Origin of the sequence: Pseudomonas sp. URMO17WK12:I11, assembly GCF_007677725.1 — a bacterium.
GTDB lineage: Bacteria > Pseudomonadota > Gammaproteobacteria > Pseudomonadales > Pseudomonadaceae > Aquipseudomonas.
The window spans coordinates 154,578-176,034 of record NZ_VEDF01000008.1 but is presented as its reverse complement, the minus strand read 5'-3'; the positions used below and the strand labels follow the sequence as shown (position 1 = coordinate 176,034).

The 21,457-nt window shown below is 54.8% G+C and carries 14 protein-coding genes and 1 pseudogene; 7 read left to right on the top strand and 8 right to left on the bottom strand.

Features of this window, described 5'->3' with window-relative positions; translation table 11 throughout:
• Positions 1-6 precede the first annotated feature (6 nt).
• On the bottom strand, positions 7-264 hold the full coding sequence (locus tag FS665_RS16700; RefSeq protein WP_024947250.1) for a hypothetical protein: 258 nt from the start codon (positions 262-264) through the stop codon (positions 7-9).
• Between the two features lie 119 nt (positions 265-383).
• On the opposite strand from FS665_RS16700, the gene FS665_RS16695 reads away from it, so the two are divergent.
• The gene (locus tag FS665_RS16695) at positions 384-1,259 is read left to right on the top strand and encodes a WYL domain-containing protein (protein ID WP_024947249.1); all 876 of its coding nucleotides are present in this window, start codon (positions 384-386) and stop codon (positions 1,257-1,259) included.
• A gap of 195 nt (positions 1,260-1,454) precedes the next feature.
• On the opposite strand, the gene FS665_RS16690 is transcribed toward FS665_RS16695, so the two are convergent.
• From FS665_RS16690 to FS665_RS16680, 3 genes are all read right to left on the bottom strand, one after another.
• Entirely contained in the window at positions 1,455-1,667 is a 213-nt protein-coding gene (locus FS665_RS16690) for a hypothetical protein (protein WP_034100785.1), read from the bottom strand.
• A 228-nt stretch (positions 1,668-1,895) separates the two neighbouring features.
• Complete coding sequence (locus FS665_RS16685; protein ID WP_060546514.1) at positions 1,896-5,306, bottom strand: TM0106 family RecB-like putative nuclease; 3,411 nt, start codon at positions 5,304-5,306, stop codon at positions 1,896-1,898.
• Positions 5,307-5,371: 65 nt separating this feature from the next.
• Positions 5,372-6,853 carry a hypothetical protein gene (locus FS665_RS16680; protein WP_058162729.1) on the bottom strand — a complete coding sequence of 494 codons (1,482 nt, stop codon included), beginning with the start codon at positions 6,851-6,853 and terminating at the stop codon, positions 5,372-5,374.
• A gap of 219 nt (positions 6,854-7,072) precedes the next feature.
• Between FS665_RS16680 and FS665_RS16675 the strand changes: the two genes are divergently transcribed.
• Entirely contained in the window at positions 7,073-7,720 is a 648-nt protein-coding gene (locus FS665_RS16675; protein ID WP_033968774.1) for a HEPN domain-containing protein, read from the top strand.
• A 239-nt stretch (positions 7,721-7,959) separates the two neighbouring features.
• Here FS665_RS16675 and FS665_RS16670 read toward each other — a convergent pair whose 3' ends face one another.
• The 3 genes from FS665_RS16670 to FS665_RS16660 all read right to left on the bottom strand — a co-directional run bounded on the left by FS665_RS16670 (position 7,960) and on the right by FS665_RS16660 (position 10,236).
• On the bottom strand, positions 7,960-8,628 hold the full coding sequence (locus FS665_RS16670; RefSeq protein ID WP_060546511.1) for an inovirus Gp2 family protein: 669 nt from the start codon (positions 8,626-8,628) through the stop codon (positions 7,960-7,962).
• Between the two features lie 489 nt (positions 8,629-9,117).
• Positions 9,118-9,297, bottom strand: a complete 180-nt coding sequence (locus FS665_RS16665; RefSeq protein WP_023442851.1) for an AlpA family transcriptional regulator — start codon at positions 9,295-9,297, stop codon at positions 9,118-9,120.
• 78 nt (positions 9,298-9,375) lie between these two features.
• Positions 9,376-10,236, bottom strand: coding sequence for a hypothetical protein (locus FS665_RS16660; protein WP_124084220.1), 861 nt, complete (start codon positions 10,234-10,236; stop codon positions 9,376-9,378).
• Between the two features lie 661 nt (positions 10,237-10,897).
• Between FS665_RS16660 and FS665_RS16655 the strand changes: the two genes are divergently transcribed.
• The 3 genes from FS665_RS16655 (at position 10,898) to FS665_RS16645 (ending at position 18,252) form a co-directional block, all read left to right on the top strand.
• A complete protein-coding gene (locus FS665_RS16655) occupies positions 10,898-11,578 on the top strand; it encodes a hypothetical protein (RefSeq protein ID WP_124084221.1) in 681 nt (226 codons plus the stop codon).
• A gap of 1,725 nt (positions 11,579-13,303) precedes the next feature.
• Complete coding sequence (locus tag FS665_RS16650; protein WP_034100798.1) at positions 13,304-16,549, top strand: DUF726 domain-containing protein; 3,246 nt, start codon at positions 13,304-13,306, stop codon at positions 16,547-16,549.
• Positions 16,549-18,252 carry a LeoA/HP0731 family dynamin-like GTPase gene (locus FS665_RS16645; protein ID WP_145190681.1) on the top strand — a complete coding sequence of 568 codons (1,704 nt, stop codon included), beginning with the start codon at positions 16,549-16,551 and terminating at the stop codon, positions 18,250-18,252. Before FS665_RS16650 ends, FS665_RS16645 begins: the two co-directional genes overlap by 1 nt.
• A 25-nt stretch (positions 18,253-18,277) precedes the next feature.
• Here the strand turns inward: FS665_RS16645 and FS665_RS16640 are convergent.
• Positions 18,278-18,616, bottom strand: a pseudogene (locus FS665_RS16640) (IS21 family transposase); the annotation flags it as partial.
• A gap of 649 nt (positions 18,617-19,265) precedes the next feature.
• On the opposite strand from FS665_RS16640, the gene FS665_RS16630 reads away from it, so the two are divergent.
• Together FS665_RS16630 and FS665_RS16625 are read left to right on the top strand one after the other, a co-directional pair.
• Entirely contained in the window at positions 19,266-20,303 is a 1,038-nt protein-coding gene (locus FS665_RS16630; RefSeq protein ID WP_145190678.1) for a YafY family protein, read from the top strand.
• A 25-nt stretch (positions 20,304-20,328) separates the two neighbouring features.
• Complete coding sequence (locus FS665_RS16625) at positions 20,329-21,429, top strand: chemotaxis protein (protein ID WP_145190675.1); 1,101 nt, start codon at positions 20,329-20,331, stop codon at positions 21,427-21,429.
• Positions 21,430-21,457: the final 28 nt, after the last annotated feature.

Genomic DNA, 21,457 nt, shown 5'->3' with positions numbered 1-21,457 from the left:
CTTCCCTTATCGCTCTGCAGAGATCAAGTTCTGCAAAATCACCAGCTTGCTTTGCAACTGCTCGATGTGCGCTTTCTCAGCACGCAGTGCCGAACGTAGCTCCCGGTTTTCCATCTCCCAGATCCGCGCCCAACGTGCGTCCTGGCGGCAGGCAAGCGCCACGTGCCAGATTTCTCGCAACCTCAGGTACTGCATCAGGAGCACCGTCAGGATCACCCCGATCAACACCAAAGCCCCTGTCGAAACCGCTTCAGACATAGTCATGTCCACATCCTTTCGTGACTTCAATTTATTTCGAAGACAGACACACGATATGTAGCTATAAACGACAGGTCTAGAATGTAGACTTATACAGGTAAAGTATTCGCGCACATGGAGAGGGTATGAAACGCAAGCAATCCGTTGAACAGGTACGCTGGGACCTGGCACTTCGCTATCGTTTGATCGAGACCGTTGCCTGGTGGGAAGGCAGGCTGACCACGGGGCACTTGATGCAGAGCTTTGGCATCAGCCGCCAGCAGGCATCCAAGGACATCAATACCTACATCACCGAGCATGCGCCCAAAAACTTGACATATGACAAGCAGCTCAAGGGGTATGTGCCGAGCAAGCAGTTCAAACCCCTGTTCATCGACGACAGTGCCAGCGCCTATTTGCACCTGCTCTATCAGAACAATGAGCGTGCCCCGCACATTGATGGACTGGCACTGGCCTATGCGCACACCAAGGTATTGGAAGTGCCGGATCGCCCCATTCGACCGGAGATTCTGCGCCCCTTGCTCAAGGCCTGCCGCGAAGGCCTGCGCCTGGAAACCGAGTACGTGTCGTTCAATACCCCGAACGTAGAGGTTCGCCTCATCGCCCCTCACACGCTGGTGTACACCGGCATGCGCTGGCATGTGCGGGCCTACTGCGAAAAGAATGGCCAGTACCGCGACTTCGTGCTCAGCCGCCTGCGCGGGCAGCCGGACCTGCTCGACGAATCGCCGAACACACGGGAGCTGGATGAAGACTGGAATGTCGAGATTCCGGTTATCTTCGAGCCCGATGGGCGATTGAACGAGGCGCAGAAGGCAATCATCGAAACCGACTTCGGGATGACGCAAGGACAATTAGTGGTGCCCAGCCGCAGGGCCTTGGTGAAGTATGTGTTGCAGCGTTATCAGATCGACCCGCGCAACCTGGCGACGAGCCCTGAGGCCCAGCAAGTTGTAGTGAGCAACCTCAAGGAATTGAGGCCGTGGCTGATGAATGACTGACGCTCAAATCTCTGATACGAGGGGCATGACGCCCCTCGTCGATGGCCGGCTCATGCTCGTTCAGCCGCGGGTGTATCTGCTCAACCCGATTCGGAGGACGACTCACCCGCGGCCAGCCAAGAAGAGATCCAGCCGTCGAGGATTTCAGCCAAACCGGCTGACGACATCTGTATCAACAGTCAGGTTTGTCCCCAGTCACTGTAGTTTCCGCCCCACGCCTTGGGCCTCGATGATCATGCGGTCGAGCAGAGCGAGCATGTCATCGACATCAATTTCCTGAAAGCAGCCCTTCGCCTCCTGCTCCAGAATCATGGCGGCGAATTCCTCGCTGTATTCGACCTCATCCTCGGTTCTAACTTGCGCGGGACCTGGGTCATCCGAGCGACCATCCTCTTGGTCGTTACACATCACGAACCTCGCATTGAAATGGGACCTTAGCTGAACGGTCGCGCCAACTTGGCCGAAGCAGACACCCGTTGGAAGCAGAAAAAGACGGAGTTGTCGACGTTATCGGCGTTTGTCAGGCCGAATCAGAAGCACGTCGGTCCAGCTCCTGTTTCATCTCCATGTATTCACGGACAAACTGGTAGCCCTTCTCGGCAACGACGATGACACCGATAATTGCGAACAGATTTTTCATAGCAAAACCTCTTGGGATTGACGGGTTTCGTCGACCGTTCCGTACCTGACCGCCATGCACAAGCCGTTGACCAAGTTCATGTCTTGCGGCGTCTGGCAACGAATGGCCGTCAGATCAGGACTGGCGACAATACAAGCCAGCGACTTCGCCCGGCTGACCGCTACATTCAAACGGTTTTTCGAGTACAGGAAGCCGATGTCCCTGGGCAGGTAGTCTTCATTCGACGTCGCCATCGAGACGATGACAATCTCTGCCTCTTGCCCCTGAAACTTATCCACAGTGCCGACGCGCGCACCCGCCGGCAGCACCTGCTTCAACAGCTGTACCTGCAAATTATAGGGCGCCACGACCAGGATGTTTTCGAGAGACACAGCGTGCTCCTCGCCGGTGTTATCCACATAGCGCTGCTGCAGAAAGTACGTGTACAGCGCTTTGACGTATGCGGCTTCTTCATCGGAACTCTGGCCGTTGCCGTCGTGCTCCACAGGGCAAAACATCAGTCCGCTGCCCGGTACGTCCGGGCGCTGGCCATCCAGTCGCAACACCTGCCGCTCGGCTCTTGGTGCCGACGACAGTTGACCTTCGTACACCGCATGAGAAATGAATGAGCAAACGTGCGGATGCATCCGCCAGGTTTGCGCCAGAAACACCCCACGATCAGGCGCAATGGTGGGCGTGCCATCCAGCAGATAATCGAGGATAGAGTCACCGGAACGGCCAGGGTGCACGCCTTGCACTGGTTGCGACAATTGCATCTGGTCGCCCATCAAGACGATGTTGCGTGCCGCAATGCCCATGGTAACCAGGTTCGCCACGCTCACTTGACCGGCCTCGTCGATGAAGAGGTAATCCAACGCCTCGGTGAAGGTCTCGTCGGCAAATAGCCAGGCAGTACCCGCAGTCAGGTCAATTCCCGGCCCCCAGGCATCAAGGAAATCCTTTTTGTCTTCGATGGAGCGAATGCAGCAACCAGTGAACTCAGTGCCCTCTCCCTCCGATGACTTTTTCAACCCCTTGAATGCAACGCCCTCTGCTTGTGCGCGAGACTCAACAGCAGACAACAGGTTGTTGATGGCATGGTGCGAATTGGAGGTCACACCGATGCGCTTGCCTGCTTTGAGCAGGTCAACAATGACGTGCGAGCCCGTGTAGGTCTTGCCGGCACCCGGCGGCCCTTGAATAAACAGCACGCTGTTCTCAAGATTGCGTACCACCTGCTTGATGGCATCCGTCGTCGTCAGGCGTGGATCCAGTAGTGGCGCACCCGGCTGGACGTCTTTCACCCGCGGAGCGCGTCGATGGAGAAAGTCCGACACCGCCTGGAAGCGCTGCTCACCGGCCAAGACGCTGTCGGCATAGCGAAACAGTGCCTCGCGCAGCGAAGTCGATGGAATCGGCCTGCCGGGAATCATGTCGAAATCATCCGGTGGCGCGTTGTGCGCGGTGGCTTTGAACATCGCCAGACACGCGTTACTGTCCAGGTTAACCAACTGCACATTGGACAGGGACTCTGTGATGACGCCTTGGGAACCCGTGCGCATCTTGCTTTCTTGAGGTTCGAAACTGTATTCAAACAGAAATGATTTCTTGATCGGTTCGGGCGGCGTTTTTGTACGCCGCAAACCGGCCAGGCTCTCGATATCCTCCAGCAGCTCCTCAGTGGTCATGTCCTGACGGCTGAACAACTGCCACCATATCGGCTTGTCTGCCCGACGGTGGAAGTCAAGCAGCTGGAAGGTGAGCAACCTGACTTGATCCGCTTCGCTCAGGGCACATTCGGCGGCGGGCAAGCCAGCGAGCAAACGATCGCGATAGCTTTCCAGACGAACCTCAATCTCCTTTTGTTCCGCTACAGCTTTCTCGCTTTCTGTTTCAGGCTCGGAGAGAGTGCTCGCATCCGACGGTTTAATGCTCAAAAGCCAGTTGCGCAGAAGATAGGTGGATAGCACGTCGTCTTCGTTGTACCGCTCGATCTGCTCGAGCAACGCCGACTCGCCAGTCTCTTTCCAACGCTCATAAAACACGATGCTCGCACCGGCATTGGTAACGTCGCCGTCTCGCTGCCCCATGTAAAAATGCTCGATGTTCTTGATCGAGTAGCTGGGCTCAGACACCCGGATCGCTTCGCGCACAACCTTGTAGAGGTCGATCAGCTTGCCGTTGCGCAGCAACCAGTCCACTTGTGCCTCGCGTGTACCGTGCTGGCTCATCAGGCGCTTGATGGCCGTCTCTTCATAGCTGGCATAGTGGTAGACATGTGCGCTGGGGTAACGCTTGAGGTGAGCGATGACCCAGTCGATGAACTGCTCGAACGCGATCTTTTCTGCCTCTCGGCTATGTGCCCAGAAGGGTTTGAAGGATTGTTGGCCACCTTCGTCGATATACAGACCGAAGAGATATTCCAGGCCGCCCTCCTCCAGCGGATTGCCCTCCATATCGAAGAACAGATCGCCCTCAACCGCCGTGGGCATTCGGTTAAAACCACGCCTTTTCCCCACGACCGGCAGAAACTCGAACAACGGGCCATCACTGGAGCGCCCCTGGAACTGCAAACGCGCCTGATGGCGCAACTTGCCCAGCGACTCCACTTGCAACTTGGGGATGCGCAAGTCATCGGTACTGTTCGCCAACTGCTGCAATGTGGTGACACCACCAGCCTGCAATTTCTTGATTTGCGAGCGGCTGATGCCAGCGACTGCCGAGAGGTGATCGTCTTGCAGCCGTTGTTCGTCACAGCGATCGCGCCACACACAAAACCCGCAATGCCCGCATGGCTCCGGGTACGTCACAGGTTGTCCGTCACCATTCACGAACGCCGTGAAACGCTGCAGCACTTGCTCCAGATAATCGGCGTAGTCAGCGACCCGAAACGCCTGCTCCGTACGCGCAGAATCACCCAGTACGACATACATGAACTGCGGCTGTATGCCCTGGATTGCAATCAGCATTCGCGAGTAAAGCGCAACCTGCACAAGGAACTTGGCCTTTGCAGACTTGGCCAGCTTGGTGTCGATCACCTCATAGCTATGATCGCCCAGCGTCGACGCCCGCGGCACCTTACGCAGGAAGTCGGCATGCCCAATAAAGGCACCTTCCTGGAGCGAAGCCTGGAAGATGATGTCCGCACCAGCCTTCATGGCCTCAATGGTCAGTTCCACCCGCCGCGCGAAACTCGGATTGCCCTCGGCAATGTCGACTACGTGAGCATTTTCGCGTTTGAGTCGTTCAAGAAACGTCGCTTCATGAGCGAGCCCCTTGCCCTGGATCAGGCGGTTCTGCTCGCTTGCCGGCGCTTTTTCCATAGGGGCAACAAGATGCTGAAGGTCCAGTGCCGTTAGGTGCTGGCACTCCAGAAAACCACAGATGTCTGAGGCGGAATACAACTGAACGCCGTTCCGGGTTTGCATGGTTGTATTCCACCCTGTGAAAGGCCAAGGGGCACATGGTGCTGCGCAAATGTTGCGTGTGTTGCTCAGGCGTCGAGCGAGCAGTCCTGGTAAAACTGCTCGAACAGACTCGTTGGCGAGTGCTGCGCATCAAGCAGGCCGAAGTGCTTGCCCACGTTACGCCCCAGGGCCATGAGTGTCCTTGCAGAGTTCTCGGTACCGGCATAGCCGGCACTCACGATGTAGTCGACACGATCCTTGTCGGTCGTCGCTCGCGCATACGCGTTGCCCGTGATCAACACATCCACCAAGCAGACACTGACGCGCTCATCACCGACTGTGAACGGCTCGAGGGCCTCGGTAGCCAGGGCCGCACGCAATCCGTCCTCACCACCGGCGACGATGCGCTCAAGCTGTGCAAGCGGTCGGCCGAACAAGTCGAACTCTTCAATGGAAAACGGGAAACAGTAGCCCTGTGCAGTGGTACGCGTGAGCGGCTTCTCGTCACGCGGCTGGGCCACCAACCATTCAACAAACGAGGCTTTGTTATCGAGAGCACCGCTGTAGCGGAAGGCCAGATAATCCTTGAGAACCTGGCTGAAAGGATGCCCCGTGGGCACCCAATTATTGCCTCCACGCTCGCAGTCCTGCGCCTCGACTTCTGGCTTACCCGCTATGGAATTAGACGCCAGCGCCAGACCAAAGCAGCGAAGGTCATAGCCAAGCATGAACAGGCTGGCCTCGAAGGCATGGCAACGCGCGGGGAGAGTCCCTTGCCCAGCAAACCAATTGGTACGCTCGAGCAGCGCTCGAATAATCCAGCCCAAGCGCACTTGCCAACGCGCCCACTCGGCATAGTCGATCGTCGAAAACTGCGGCGCCGCCACGCTGTTCAAGAACGCTCCCGGGTTGCGGATCTGGCTGCCTCGCGCGCCGCCGGACGGGAACATCAGCAAGGGTTTACCACGCCCCGCCCACTGCTGGCGAAACAGCGAATACAACATGGCAATCGCAGCGCCCACACGGCTGTCATAGATTGGAGAACCAGACAAATCGAGCAAGGCGTGAATCTTGGTCAGGCCAGAATCGAAACGCTCGACACTGCTAGCATCGAGGTCATCCAGGTCATTGTCACCGTCGAGCGTCATGAGTCCGGCCATCTTTTTCAGGTAGCCCGACAACTCGTCTTTGGCCTCCAACCGGTGCAAGAACGGAATGGCGCCCCGCACGCCGCCCCAACGAAGAATCTGCAAACACGCCTGAAGCGCTTGTTGCTCATCACCAGCGTTGACCGCACTCGTCAGCCACTCACGCAGTTGCCCCAAAGAGCGTTGGGTTTCAGCCCAGGTTTCAGACTCAACCACACTCTGGTTGGAGTCGTGCCAGCTTGCCTTCCAGCGATAGTGCTCAAGTACCCGCTCAATCCCCTGGACTTCAACCGTCAAACCGCCAGGTACAAACTTGCTGGACTTGAAGCGCAGCTTGAACGTGAGCGCCGGCAAGTTGGCTGCCAGCCATGCAACGAAAGATTCCACTTCGGGTTGTGCCAGGAACTGTTCACGCTTCATGCAGGCCGCCTTGCGGGCAATGTCGAATGGCCATACCCTAAGCAAAATGGCAGGCCACGTCCACGTTGTCTGTTTATACAGGTAAACAAATTGAGCAGGTTCTAATGCCCTGAATAGACGCTTTTCAACGCCAGCGGCGATTGGCCCGGCCACCTGTAAAGTTTTCAGGCACACGCTACCTCTTTACCGACCGCCCACGACTTCAAGGATCGGCACTTCATGGACCATCAAGCACTCAAAGCCCGTCACCGCCAGGAACGTGAAGGCCACCATCCCAACCTCACCTTGCGCGTTCATCGCGCATTAAGCTGGCTGAATCGCGCCGAGCAGGCGGATGATCTTGATGGGCGCTTTATCTTTCTGTGGATCGCCTTCAACTCTGCCTATGCCACGGACATTGATGAGCAGTTCCGACTTTCCGAGCAGTCCACGTTCAAGGCGTTCCTGGACAAACTCTGTGCGCTAGACACGGCCAACCTGATCGAGAACCTGGTCTGGTCCGAGTTCTCAGGCAGTATCCGCGCATTGCTGGACAACCCCTACGTATTTCAGAGTTTCTGGGACAACCAGAACGGCAAGATCAGCGAGCAACAGTGGACCGAGCGGTTTGCCAGCGGTCGACGAGCAGCGCAGCAAGCGTTAGCCAACCGCAATACCCCAGCAGTACTCGGTGTTCTGTTCAATCGAATCTATACATTGCGTAACCAGGTAATGCATGGGGGCGCAACCTGGAACAGCAGTGTGAACCGGGATCAACTGCGCGACTGCTCGAACCTCCTCGGCAAGCTGGTGCCTGTGATTATTTTGCTGATGTTGGATAACCCGGAAACGCTATGGGGTGATGCTTGTTATCCGGTTGTTGCTTAGGCAGACCACATTCCAATCCCACGATGACCGGTGACAAACCAAGTGATTCCGCTTGCTGCTTACACTGAGTGGAAGGCGTTCACACGCGTTTGAATATGCGCGAATGCTTTGCCTGTAGGAAGTCAACGCAACAAGAATTTGAATTAGGGGCTCGAATTTGTCCTCAGTGACAAAGCCCTCCAAGCCCTCAGGAAGGCAAACTGACCTGAGGGCTGGACTGGGAACAAGCTACTTACCCTCTATCCTCGGCTGAATCCGAAGCCATGAGCGCCCTCCCCATAACGCTTCGTCGCAGCTTTACAAAGGTAGCTGGCACGATGAAACAGATCAGGTAAGTAATCCACATTCCCTGGCCGGACCTCCCGGTCTACTCGGTATTCCGCATTAGACGGGATATGTACCAAGCCCCTCACTTGCTCAACCTCGCACTTCAACGCACTGGCCCAAGCCTCCTGCATGCGGCTGATCATGTTCGGCCTCTGTGGCTGCAACCGCCCGATTGTGTAGTAGGCGTCCCTGTTGAGCAGGATCAGCAGGTGGTAATGCTGTCGCCCTGCCTCGCTCCTCTCTCTCGCCCAGACGTAACGCACCCTGCAGTCATGGGCGTACTTGTTCTGCTCACGTGCTTTCTCACGATTGTGCTCAATTTTTGCTTTGAACGACTCGACGAACCTACTAATCACACGGTTTGACAACGCATCATCCGGAATACCCCCAAAACGCGGAAGACGCAGGTCCACCCTGAACGCAATCACCCTAGGATACTGATCAAGTGCAAGGTTGATGGTGCGACTCAGGGCTTCAAGGTATCCAAGTATAAAAGGGCCTTTTTCACCCATTATCGGCAGGCCCTGAAAAGTATCTGCTGAGTACAAACGAAGATTACGGTTCTCTGAAAAACGACGCATGGTTACTACCTACTCTACTGAAGTTCATATCTTCAGTCGGCTTGGTAGTTATTTACACGCTCACCGCAACCCATTGAGCTAGACCTCAACGAGCTCATCACGCAGATACCAAAGTTCAATATCGATCATCTAAACCATACTGCCAACCGCAAGGTATAAAGTAGACATTCATGATAGATACCCGTTAGAGGGACATCTATGACCTTAACCTAATGATTCAATATCAGGCCCTGCATGAGTGATAGGCAGGAGTTATTAAACAGTAGCGCTTAGAACACTAAAGCATACTACCCGCACCGAAAGCTCCAAAAGCATAAACCCTAGAGAAAGTTAAAGCATTCCTGTTCAGAGCCAGAAAAACAACGCCACCAAAAGGTCCGGCAAAAAAACATCATGTCCGGGAGTCAACCGGACATGATGTTTTCATTGAAAGAAAATAAAGCAAACAAGAAGCAGACCAGCTGCCAAGAACAAGCCCATCAAGACCTACTAATTTCGCTCAACTAGCCTAGACTGAATCCAGGAATGAACCTCTGACTCCAACCAGCCAACAGAGCGCCCGCCTAACGAAATAGGCTTCGGAAATATCCCTTCAGCAACGTACTTATACACCGTAGATCGGGCCAGACCAGTAATTTCAATAACTGTTTTCATTCGAAGTATGCGCATGACCAACTCCTCAAATCCGTACACAGGATCTAGGAGGCCGGTAAAGAGTTACTGACCATTACTGGCATACAGAGCGATTTACCCCCGATACCGATAGCGCGTGGGAGTATGAACCTGAAAAAGAAGGCCAAAACGATAACGGTCAATCTCAGGCATCTCCTCCTCACTTGAAAACCTCTCACACGTAGGCTCGCCAAGATTGCTCTCATTCATGACATAGCACTCTCCTGCTCGAAAACTATTACCAGGAACAATCAACAGAGACCGGCCAACAGCAAACCGCCCAAAGTATGTACCGGGCTCAAAACTCGGCAGGATCTGCAACCCGGCAATTTCGTACGCAAAACCCTTAGCACTTAAAACCAAACTCTGCACACGCCGAGCCATCAAAACAGCGACTACATAAACGAACTCAAAAAACAGCTCGCTTCGAAGGACATCATCCTTGAAATCTCGCCCTGTGCCCGTTCCTTTACTGAAATCTTTCTTGATTCGCAGTTGCAATTCATCATCAGAATTAAACTGACCTAGTTCCAAGGCTTTCCAATGCTTGGACAGTAGCCCTGACGCGTACTCCTCCAATCTAACCTGAAGCGCCCTCGACGAGCTTCTATCCTTGGCTAAAGAAGAAAACAACCCCGCCAGCGCATTAAATCTATCGCTATCAGGCAGTATTCCAGAAAACTTTTTATGCCTCTCGAATTCCAGCCCTTTGCCAAGCCCCGCAGAGCCAATGATGGCTGCAACCTCACTCATCTCCCCCGAATCCCCACTGGATTTCGAGACGAAAGTTAGCACGATCGCTCCCGAACTACCTTTTTGAAAAAACCCATGATGAAAATTAATAAAGTAAACTGACTTTGAAACGCCCAATACAACAGATGTTGCAACACCCGGAATCACCCCTCTCATGACCCTCAGAGCGATCAGCTTGTGCACCTGGGCCTTTATTCGATCTCGATTCAGACCAGTAGCCTGGGACAGCCTGGATACTCCGATTCCCCGTACAATCCCAAATTGATCGGCGTATAGAAGCAGAGTGGACAGTAGCAACCGATTACAAACACTCAAGCCACCCTTACAATTTTCCGCAGAAGGGTTCAGTACGTGGTCAATTCTCGGTCTATTTATCACATGGAGCTTTTTGTTTTCGTCTTCTAACAACCTAGACAACTTACTTGACGCCCGATACCCACTCTTGGGGCGTCCCCGCCCGCAGACGATAGGTGTGCGTATCAAAAGATCTTCGGCCACCAATTCAGACAGAGCGCTAGTTACCACACGATCCGTAGCACCTGAGGCCTTGGCTAACTCCTTAACCCCGATTGTGATCGACTCCCACAGCCCGTACAGCTGCACGAACCTTACAAGGACAAGCTTCGTCTCAGGGCTGATCCCAGCCAATTCCATCCCCAACAGAACGCAGTGCATCACCCACCCTCACCTTTTCAGGAAGGCAGCTATTAAATCGCAGAATAACACCCTGTTTCAAGAGCATAAAAAATAGACTACGCTACTACGTAACGTCACTCCGTAACGCAACATTAAAAATCATTCTATATAACCTTTAGTTCTAATAAACGCATTAGCGAGGGATTCATTGAAAAAAGCACAAAACAGACTTGGATGGATAGAAAAAGACAACCCAAACATGCTGAAGTGGGCCATCCGATACCTAAACAACCACAGAGCAAATATTCCCGAGCAAACCACCTACGACGGGCTTATAAGGGAATCTGAGAAATGGCCTGAAAGCAGTGAAATACGAGAGCTTTTAAGAAAAATGAAAGGCGCCTGGCGCCAAAAGAAACTGAGAGAAAGCCTAAATGGGAAAAAGCCCAGCAACTTCATACTTTCGACTTCAGCAAAAAAATGCCTGGAAAATTTAGCCAAATCAAGACGCAGCAACATAACTGAAACACTGGAATGGTTAATTAAAAATGGACTTGAAGTAAAAAGCCAATACCGCGACCAACTCAACGAATTAAACAAGTCCCACCGCAAACAACTCGACAGTTATCAAGTAGCAGCTGTCACTCTCACTGAAAAACTAAGCGAAGCCCTAACCGAAAGCTGCAAATTAACGCTTCAAATTGAAACACTAACCCCTTCCCCAGAAAGTCTCCCAACCCCACAAAAGGACCAGATCGAAAAACTTTTCAGAAAGAAAAAATCAACACTCTTGAAATCAAATACAATCATCAAAAGAGACGCCATACGAACACACGAAAGACAGATACAACCAATAACCCATTACCTTGAGCAGGAGCAGGAGCAATGAAGAGATCATAGAAATCACCCGACCAGTTTTGCAACCGAAAAATCATCAATAACCAGGACGATAGGCGCGCCCTGCGCTCAGCATTTTATATCCGTTTTATAGTTATCCTGTGATCGTTTTTTATTTCGGCACAGCACTGTAATTACACCGGTAATTTTCAATAAAATTCACTTGCCAGCCCGATGCTTCCTACTTCTGAAGATACGACTTGGAGAAGCACCAAGACCAATCTTTAGCATATCATCCACCACCTTCTTACGGACTTCCCTAGCCTGACCACTGGTACCAAATCACACCCATACTGGGAAAGCACCCCTGCCATAACCAAGTTCTCAGAAGTATTCCGTCAAGTCTATTACGGGAGATGCTGCGCTATCACTTTAGGTAGTCTTGAAGGAAGCTCCGCCAGTTTAGCAGCACTAGTCAGATCCATTTTTTTAGTAATTTCAAAACCCTCAAGGTCTATCTTCATATAGACGACAAGAAAACACTTAAAAGCTAAACCTCGATCAAAGTTTTCCGAGCCTGCTCTTCATTGATTGGCCATTTCAGTCAAGATACCCCCAACACCTGAGCGTTCGGACCGACAGAAACATTCCGAGGTAGCAGCTAATAGAAAATACAAATTCTTTATGCCTCGCAAGGTGGGTGCCTTCAGGGTGACGACTGACCCATCGCATATATTCGTAAGCGTCAAGAAAGGTCATACTAATCGCATGACTAGCTCATTACAGTCGAGCGAAAGCCAATTTCCTGCTAGAAAATGAGTGATCAACCACCAAGGACATCCTTATACAACCAAAAACGAAGACATCAATCACGCTTTATCATTCATGACCATAGCGTCGGCCATGTAAGCCTAAGACTGCATCACCTGACGAAACTCGGCGAGATATCCAGCCTGATTATAACTTGTCCGGATTTTTTGCTTCTCTCGGCATGCGCCAATTCACCCTCGATCACGTCCGAGAGAGATCCCATCTAGTTGAGCATGGTCCAGGCGCTGACGCGAATGCCATGGGCTGAAAAGCCGATGTGGTCCTTACCATTCAATGCCTTCGGGTGTTCGACTCAATGTCGTTGCTGTCATGCACTCGTTCGGCTTGCGATAGTTAGGAAATAGCAGCCGACGCCCTACATACAGGTGGGCAGCTCACGTAGCAACTCGACCGCCGGAAGACGTCATTCGACAGGATCCAGATCAAACCCCGCTCACTGCGCGCATCAGCCAGGCCGATCTCCAGGTAAGTGGTAAAGGAACGATATAGCAAAAGCACCACATCAAGACGCCCCAGGGTACCAAGCAAATCCTATCGGTATTCCAAATGGCATCCCCAAAAACTACCTATTCAGTACTTGTAAAATCACTAGCTTACTCTATCTGTTCAGATTAACCCCGGCGCTCGACTTACCCTACCCAGTCGTCCCCCCTTCAGCCCGAAGTGCATGCAACAACCTCGCTAAGGCTCCCTTCCCCAACATTTCTCTCCTTCCGGGCAAGTCCGGTAACCATGGCAAACAGCCATTAAAACAAGGTAAATTCGCCACAGAAATAAGGTCAACAACCACCGCCCGGCTCAAGACAACAAGGAAGTAGCGATGCTCATCCCTAGGGAACCCCCTCCCAAGCACCTGCCCCTGCCGCACCTGACTCCAGCCATCCCGTACTACCGCTCTCCACAAATGCTGCTCGAAAAGCAGCATGGCCGTAGATAGGAAGCCTTCATGCCTCAACCATTCCGTTTCCAGAGTGCACTGCCCGCCGGCTCCAGCGCCACAGAAGCTAACATCTTCATCCACGGCTACAGCGCCGGGCATAGCGATGAGGACAAGCAGCTTCTTCTCGACAAGATCCCCGAGCAGCTAAAGCACTACACCAACATTTTCGCGTTCTGGCCTTCGAATCATATCTTCCGGTTCGACAAATCTTCGCTCTGGAAAATTGGTTCAGCTGGTCTAGGTGCCGGAGCCACGTTCATCGGCGCGCCCATGGGTTCTCTAGGACTTGTGGGCACTCTCGCCCGAGACCGGTTGGGTAACTTCACTCAGGCTCGCGCACGCGCGGAAAGCATGGGTACGGTATTACTCGACCAACTTCAGGACTACCTGAACAGCCACCATCCACAGATCAAGACCATCAACCTGATCGGCCACTCGCTCGGCGGCCGACTGGTCATCAGCAGTCTGAAAAGTTTTTCGAGCAGGCAACAGTTGATCATCAACGATGTACTGCTGATGGCGGCAGCCGTCGAGGTCACCGCTATCGAGGCACGCAAAATGCGCGGCGCACTTCAGGGCCGATTGATCAATGCCTATTCGAAGGCAGACAAGACCCTGCTGCTGAACGTGGGTGAATCTTGCCTAGGGCGTAACGAAGCCGAGCACTTCGAGAGCATCGAGATGAATGACTTCGGCCACACCGATTACTGGGAGCGGCTGCCCGAAGTACTGACCAAATCACGCTTCAAAGCGTGCTTACCGCCCTCCCCAGAGCCCACTCAATCATCCGCTCCAGAAAAAAAGCCAACCCGCGCGCCCAAACAACCCGCCAAAGCAAACACGATGAAACTCGAACTGAACAGCCCACGTGACGTTTACCAGCAAATCAATGATGAACTGGCACTGATCATTGCTGAACTGCGACACCCTTCGGAAGACGAGGCCTTGAACCAGGCCCGAGAAGAGGCGCTCCAGCGCCTCAACGAACATCGCACAGCCCTTTACGAGCGGCTCGCCGAACTTGAGAAGAACGCCGAGTGGAACACATTCACCATTGCATTCTACGGAGAGACCGGCGCGGGCAAGTCGACCCTGATCGAAACCTTGCGCATTCTGCTACAAGAGCCCGGCAAGCGGGCCAGCCAGCAAGCATTCCGCAAGTTGCGCGAGCAGTATGGGATGACCGAAGAAAAACTGCACCAGCTGCAACAGGACATCAAGCAAACCGAAGCGCAACTTGACGAACTGACGCAGCAACTGAGTGCCACAATGCGGCAGTTCGAACAACCCTTCAGTGAAGCCCAGAGCGCACTCGACCAAGCTGATGCCCGATCCAGCGAATTGCATCAACAACTTGGGACGGAGTTCGAACAACACGAGCAGGCGCATAAGGATGCCCTCGCGGCCGTTACCAGGCTGCATGCGCTTCTCGCCACACGCAAAAGCACCGCCTCTCTCTGGCAGAAGCTCTTGAGTCTGTTCAGGAAGATGCCCGAAGAAATCGAGCTGAACAAGGTCACCGCCTCACTGGCCGAGACCACTCAGGCACGCGACAACGCCGCAGCTATCCTAAACGCCGAACAACAGAAGACCCGCCAAGAACGCCTTGCGCTAGAGTGGCAACTGGATTCGGTAACTGTGGCGCGCGACGACGCCAGTGCGGCACTTGCCGCCCAACAGGCACAGGCAGCCCAACAGCAACAGACGCTCGTTCAGCAGCGCCTGGAAAGTGAGAGCCAGCTGGCAGACCTGGTTGGACAGCTACAGCTGCATGCCGATGGTGAAATCATCGGTGACGGCCGTGCCGACTATACCCGAGAGACACAGCGCTACGAGTTCGAGCTAGACGGCCAGCCATTCGCACTGCTGGATGTACCAGGTATCGAGGGCAAGGAAGGCCTGGTACTCGAGCAGATAGAACGTGCAGTGCAGACGGCTCATGCAGTGTTCTATGTCACTAACCAGCCAGCACCGCCTCAAACGGGCGATGGGCAACACCAAGGCACACTGGAGAAGATCAAGCAGCACCTGGGGGCGCAAACCGAAGTCTGGGCCATTTTCAACAAGAAGATCACCAGCCCCAGGCATTCTTTGGGCAACAGACCGCTGGTTTCCGATGACGAAAGCATCAGCCTTGCTGGGCTGAACGAGAAGATGGGCGAGCAGCTTGGCAAACACTATCAGGAGGTGTTTCCACTAAGCGCGCTGCCGGCATTCCTCGCCTCCACCGACCATCTTGCGCCAGGCTCGCAGAATGCCAAACGTCGCATCAAAGCGCTTGAGGACTTCGGCGCCGACGAGTTGCTGGAAAAGTCCCGCCTGCGTGCCTTCCTGCAGTTGCTGGGTGACCGGTTGATCCTCAACGGCAAAGCCAAGATCGTCCGGGCCAACTTCAACAAGGCCAATGATGCGCTCAACCAGACCACCACGACACTTTCAGGCGTGCAACAAACCCTGAGCGCCCTGTCGAGAAAGCTCTCTCAAGAAGAGCAAAGTGCCAAAAGTCAGCTGAGCAGTAGCTACCAAGCGCTGAAAAAACGGCTGGAAGCCTGCGGCGAGACTTTGATCGATGACTTCGCCAGCACCGTGCGCAACAGTGTCTACAAACAAATCGAAGCAGATATCAGCAACGACGCGTTCAAAAGCACCTTGGCCGAGGAGCTTGAAACCCAGCAAAAACTGCTGGGCAAGCAGCTACCGGTGGCTGTGAACGCAGAAGTCGGCAAATTCCAGAAGGCGGCCGAAGATATTCTCAAACGCTTCGAAAAACATGCTCAGGAACTGACTGCAAGCTATGCAAAGCTGGGCAGCATGCGCTTCAACGAGCATTTCAACCTCAACATAAAAATCGATAACGGCATCAACGTGATCGGGCTACTGGCCAGTCTTGCGGGGATCGCTGCGGCACCATTTACTGGCGGGGCCAGTCTCTGGTTCGTCGGCGCCTCGGTAGTTGCCGCACTCGTCTCGGTCGGTAAAGCCATTTTTAGCGCGCTCAGCTCGGACTACAAAAAGTCCCAACAACGTCTGGCCCTTGATAAGAATCTGCGCAGCGCTACCGAGCAACTGCGCGAAACACTACACGCAAGCCTGGACGCTGCCCTAAACGATATGCAGGAAACGATCGAGCAACTCGACCACGCACTGGAAGCACCTGCCAAACAGGCTGCAAACCAGGTGAACACGCTGACTCGCTCGACCAACCGCCTGAAAATCCTCTCCCGCCAAATCGAAATCGCAGGAAACCTGTAATGGAAAACACCCTCAAGACGTTCAAGGCCCAACAGGCGAGCGCACTGACATTGCTCGACAGGCTGCAAGAGTTTCTCGGGCAAGGCGCACAGGCCGGAATACCGATTGATCCTGCGTTGATCGGCAAGCTGCAGAATGTCATCAGTGGTATGTCTGGTGAAAAACTCAAGGTCGCTCTGATTGGAGGCTTTTCCGAAGGCAAGACCTCTATCGCGGCGGCCTGGATGGAGAAGCTGGATAAGACCAGCATGAAGATTAGCCATCAGGAGTCCTCCAATGAGGTGAAAGTCTACGAGGTCGGCGAAGACTTCGTGCTGATCGACACCCCTGGGTTGTTCGGCTTCAAGGAGCAGGAAAATGCCGAAACGCACAGCCTCGAAAAGTACAAGGACATTACCAAGAAGTACGTGAGCGAATCGCACCTGGTGCTTTACGTGATGAACTCGACCAACCCTATCAAGGAAAGCCACAAGGATGACCTGACCTGGTTGTTCCGCACTCTGGGCCTACTGCCCCGCACAGTGTTCGTCCTCAGCCGCTTCGATGAGGTGGCCGATGTAGAGGACGAGCAGGACTACCAGTCCAACCTGCAGGTCAAACGCGACAACGTGGTAGGTCGACTTCGTGAACAGATCGGACTGACTGACAAGGAGGCGACCGAGCTGTCCATCGTCGCCGTCGCCGCCAACCCCTTCGACCTGGGTGTCGAACACTGGCTGGCCAACCTCGAGCAATTCAAAGAGTTGTCGCATATCGAAACCTTGCAGACGGCTACCACAGGCAAGATCCAGCAGAACGGAGGCAGCGTCGCGCTGGCCAACGAAATGCGCGCCAGCGTGATCCGTGACGTGCTCAACAACCAACTGCCTGTTGCCATCGAGAACGATGAGAAGGTTGCACAGGAGGTTGGCCGGCTTGACGAGCTCAACACGCGTCTGGTCAAACAGCTGGCAGTGACTGGGCAGCAAATCGAAGATGCACGCATCAACCTACGCAACTTTGCCACACGCTACTTCTCTGACCTGATCCTTCAAGCCAAGGGTTCCAGCCTGGAAACCTTCGGTGACTTTTTCGAGCGAGAAATTGGCGCAGAAGGCATTATCGTGTCCACTCGCCTGCAGAACGAGTTCAGCCGTCAAACCCAGTCGATCACGCTTGAGGTCGAGAAAATGCAGGTTGGCTTCGACAGTGAGGTCAACCACTTCAATACCACCGTCAAGGCGCTGGGCAAACAAGGCATCAACCATGTGCTCAAAGGCAACTTGATAAACAACACCACGGTACTGGCCGCGCGCGATGGCCTGACGACGATTGCCAAGACGGTGGGCATGGATATCGGCAAGTACCTGAAGTTCAAGCCATGGGGCGCCGTGAAGTTTGCCAAAGGAGCAAACGGAGCACTGGCCTTTATCGGGGTAGCGCTTGAAGCCTGGGATAGCTGGGAACAATACAAACGCGAAGAAGCGTTCAAGAAGACTGTCGTTGAAATAGTCAGTAATTTCGAGAAGCAGCGTCAGGACTTCCTTGACCTGGTCAACTCCGAACGCTTCAAAGAGCAGTTCTTCCCCGACTACTTGCTGCTCAACACACGTCGACAAGAGCTGCAGACCAATGTGGATGAAAGCCGTTTACGTCAACAGCGCTTCCAAGCCTGGCGCGTTGAGGCCGAAGCCATCGACGCAGAATTCAAGAAATTGAACTGACTGGCTTCAAGCGCCTGCTGCAAAACGCAGCGGGCGCCTGACGACTGAGCGACCCGCTCGGAGACCAGTCGTAGCTGACCTGATCTCGATCAAACAGTCGCTCATGGCTGACAATCACACCATCATCGGCAATAACGACGATCCGAGGGGGATAGAGCCAACTGCTGACCCACTTTCCAGCACAATCGCAGGGTACTGAATAGCGATTGCGAGCCAAGTTGATCAGGGATGTGCTGGAAACACGAACCGTGCCCTCTACATAGCTGTCGAAAGGCGTTGGCATCGGCATCATTCCGACGCGCTCCAGTTCCAAGACTTCGACGACGGTAAGGCCGCTGTACTGCGGGTGGATCAGCTCGTACCACCTGGATCAGTTTTCGATCAGCAGCGACTAATAGCACCACATCAGGACGCCCAAGGCGCCAAGCAAATCCTATCGGCATTCCAAATGGCATTCCAACGAAAAAAATCAACCGATATTATTTATTAAAATCAATATATTAAACAATCTGTTCAGATTACCCCGGCTCTCGCGACGACAAGCCCTGTCGCCCCCCAACCACATCCTCGCACCACCTCCCCCACTCGAATATCTCTCCCATGCCAACCACCCCCCTCCCCTACACCCTAACCTGCCCCAACTGCCCCTGGAAAAAAACCATCCTCCCCCCAACCGAAGTCCTAACCCCAGACCTCCACTGGTTCACCCACTGCCCCAACTGCCAAACCCCATCCCCGCCCCGCCGCGCCGCTACACACAAAGAGACTCTCAAAGCCCGCCTATCCCACTTCCTAGCCCACCACTGCCAACCCCCCGCCCCCCACGCGACACAAACTGTCGCCCCCGTCCCCCACCATAGGCCCACGCCCCAAGAGCCAACCCAATGAACCCCCACACCCAACACCGGCGCCCGAAATATTTGATAGCACAACGCCATCCATTTAAGTACGATCCACCCCATCTTGACGCCATTCTCTTGGCGCCCAGTTGTGACAAATGACAGGAAGTTGAAATGTCCCAAGCCAAGGACACGTTGCTAAGGCTCTTCGCCTTGCTCCGGCTGATCCCCACCGAACCGCATCGGATCGCGACGCCCACGCTGCTGGAAAAGCTCCGTGACAGGGGCTTCTCGGTGACCCTGCGTTCCATCCAGCGCGACCTGAGCCGGTTGTCGATCCCGTTCTCGCTGCAGTGCGATGACAGCGAAATGCCGTTCCGCTGGAGCTTCACCCGCGAAGCGCCGCTGCGGCTGGAAGACATGGACGCGCCCACGGCCTTGGCGTTGTTCCTCTCCGAAGGCCACCTGAGCCCAATCCTGCCGCAAAGCGTGCTGGACCAGCTGGGCCCGCAATTCCGCCGCGCTCGCAACTACCTCTACGGTCTGGGCGGCAATGGCCTGGCGGACTGGGCCAGGCGGGTGCGCTCGCTGCCCAATGGCAAAGCCTTGCTGCCGGCGCCGGTGGGCGCAGACACCTGGGCGCAGGTTTCGGCCGGGCTGTTGGAGCGCAAGCAGCTGCTGGTCAGTTATCACAGCCGCAGCAAGGGCGGGCTCAAGCAGTTCCGTCTGCACCCGGCTGGGCTGGTGTCGCGCCATGCGGTGAGCTATCTGCTGGCGTCGGTGGAGGGCTATGGCGATCTACGCCAGTTCGCCTTGCACCGCATGGCCGAGGTGCGTCTGCTGGATGAGGCGGCGCATGCGCATGAAAGCTTCGATGTGGATGCCTATATCGCCAGCGGCGTTTTCAGCTTCCGCGAGGCCGATGGCCAGGTGGAGTTGATCGCGGATGTGCGTCCGCAGATCGCGGCGCTGCTCAAGGAGACGCCGCTCAGCGAACAGCAGACGTTGAGCGGCGTTTCGCTGGAAGGCTGGCATCGCCTGCACGCCGTCGTGCCGCTGGACCGCGAGACGCTTTGGTGGATTTTTGCGCTGAACGACAACATTCGCCTGCATGCCCCGGACGTCTGGGTGGATGAAGTGCGCGAGCGGATTCGTTCGATGCATGCGCTTTACCAGAACACGTACACAACCCCGCAACTGCAACCTGCCTGACCTTCACAATCAAAAGGACATTGCCATGCCACTTCCCCTGATCCTCGGCGCTGCGGCGCTGGTGAGTGCTGCCTACGGTGCCAAGAAAGGCTACGACGGCTACCAAAAGCACTCCGAAGCCGACGACATCGTCAACGCCGCCAAAGCGCGTTATGCCGAGAAGAAAGACGCCTTCGATGTGCAGGAAAAAGCCACCAATGCCGCACTTGAGGCGCTGGGTCGGGAAGAGCTGGAAATCGGCAAGAAATTCGATGAGTTCAAGACCCTGGCCAACGCGTTGCTGGAAAAGCTCAACGCAGACCGCCAGGACAAGCTGAAAATCAACATTCCCAAGCACAAGCTGCAGAGCATCGAGAGCTATAGCTACACCGCCGTTGGCGTGCTGGGCGCCACGGCAGGGGCCGGTATTGCGGGCGCTGCGGCAGGGTTTGCGGTGTACGGTGGCGTGATGGCGCTGGGTGCGGCATCGACCGGCACGGCGATCTCGTCGCTGGCCGGGGTCGCGGCGACCAATGCGACGCTGGCGGCGATTGGCGGTGGCTCGCTGGCCACCGGTGGTCTGGGCATGGCCGGCGGCACGGCGATTCTGGGTGCTGCCGTGGCAGGGCCAGTGCTGGCGATTGCGGGCTGGGCCTACGACAGCCACGGTGATGAAGCGCTGAAAAACGCCAACAAGGCCGACCGGGAAGTGGACAGCGCGATCAGCAAGTTGCGCAAGGCGCAGAAGCAGTTGAGCAAGGCTGAAGACTACGCCTTCGATATCAACGATGTGCTGAAGTCCGTCTACGGGCAGTTCGACAAGTACTTCGAACACCTCAAGTACGCGGCTCGGCGCATCGAAGACATCCGCTCGCGCAAGCTCGACCCGCAGGCAGAAATGGCCAGCATGAGCGAGAACATCCTGCGCGCGATCAACAACGGTTTCACCTTGGCGGCCATCCTTGTCGACCTGATCACCACGCCGCTGTTCAAGGTCAAGGAAGTCAACGGCAACGTCGTGAAGGACGCCAACGACGTGCCGGTCATGGCCACCGACGCCGACGGCTCGATGATTCTCAACGACGACAAGCTGCAGGCACAGATCACCCTGACCCAGAACAAGGCGGCACACGTCGAGCCTGCCTGATTGCACGGCGGGGCTGCCCGGCCCCGCT